This window comes from Mesorhizobium sp. M0293 (genome assembly GCF_040321735.1).
Classification (GTDB): Bacteria; Pseudomonadota; Alphaproteobacteria; order Rhizobiales; family Rhizobiaceae; genus Mesorhizobium.
Map to the genome: position 1 here is coordinate 1 of NZ_JAMYSA010000286.1, position 1,146 is coordinate 1,146.

A 1,146-nucleotide genomic window follows, 5' to 3' on the forward strand; every position below is an offset into this window, starting at 1 on the left:
ACGGCCTCGGTCAGCGAGTTGCTGGCAAGCCGGTTCGCCCCGTGCAGACCGGTGCAGGCAACCTCACCGCAAGCCCACAAGCCCGGCACCGTGCTGCGGCCCGCGGCATCCACGGCCACGCCGCCCATGTGATAATGTGCCGCCAGGCGCACCGGGATGGGCTCGACTGCCGGATCGATTCCGGCGTCCCGGCAATGCCGGGCAACAGCTGGGAAGCGCTTGGCGAATCTGGGGCCAAGGGACTGCCGGGCGTCAAGGTAAACACGGTGTCCGGTGGCAAGCTGCTGCCATACGGCCCGTGCAACGACGTCGCGCGATGCCAGCTCGCCGCCAGGCGTATCGCACAGAAAGCGGTGCCCGCACTCGTCGATCAGCACCGCGCCTTCGCCGCGGACCGCTTCGCTCACCAACGGCATGGGCCGATGCGAAACGTCGAGCGCTGTCGGGTGGAACTGGATGAATTCCAGATCGGCGAGTTCCGCACCAGCGCAGGCGGCGAGCGCCAGGCCGTGCCCGAATGAGCCGGCCGGATTGGTCGTGTCTCTGAAGAGGGCGCCGATACCGCCGCTCGCAAGAACCACGCGGCGCGTCGGAAATATAATCGCCTGTCCACCTTTTGCCGCCACAACGCGGCTGACCGCCCCATTTTCCACAATGAGCCGGCGGGCTTCCATGCCTTCCAGAATTGTGATCGAAGGCGTTCGCCTCACAGCGATGATGAGCGCGCGTACAAGCTCGCGGCCCGTAGAGTCACCCCCGGCATGGACGATCCTGCGACGGGAATGCGCTGCCTCGAGCCAGAGCCGCAGTGTCCCGTCCCACGAGCAGTCGAAGGCGACGCCCAAGTCCATCAAATTCTCGATGGCTCGGTCCGCCGCATTCGCAACGCGTCTGACCACACTCTCGTCGCAGAGGCCATCACCTGCAGCAAGCGTGTCTGCAAGATGGAGGTCTGGACTGTCGTCAGCGCCGAGGCTTGCCGCCAGCCCGCCTTGCGCGAGTGTGCTGGAGGTTTCGGTCCCGAGCCGCGTCGGGGACAGAAGGTAAACGGGATGCGGCGCCAGATGAAGCGCGGTCATCAGCCCGGCAACGCCAGCGCCGATGATCACGGGCGCTCCCCTGATGTCGCCGACGTCTGGCGTCATA

General features: G+C 66.3%; 1 protein-coding gene. It reads right to left on the minus strand.

The window, feature by feature from the left end:
• A partial coding sequence (locus tag NKJ06_RS35485; RefSeq protein WP_352812589.1) for an L-aspartate oxidase occupies positions 1 to 1,145 on the minus strand: 1,145 nt, incomplete at its 3' end.
• Between the last annotated feature and the right edge of the window lies 1 nt (position 1,146).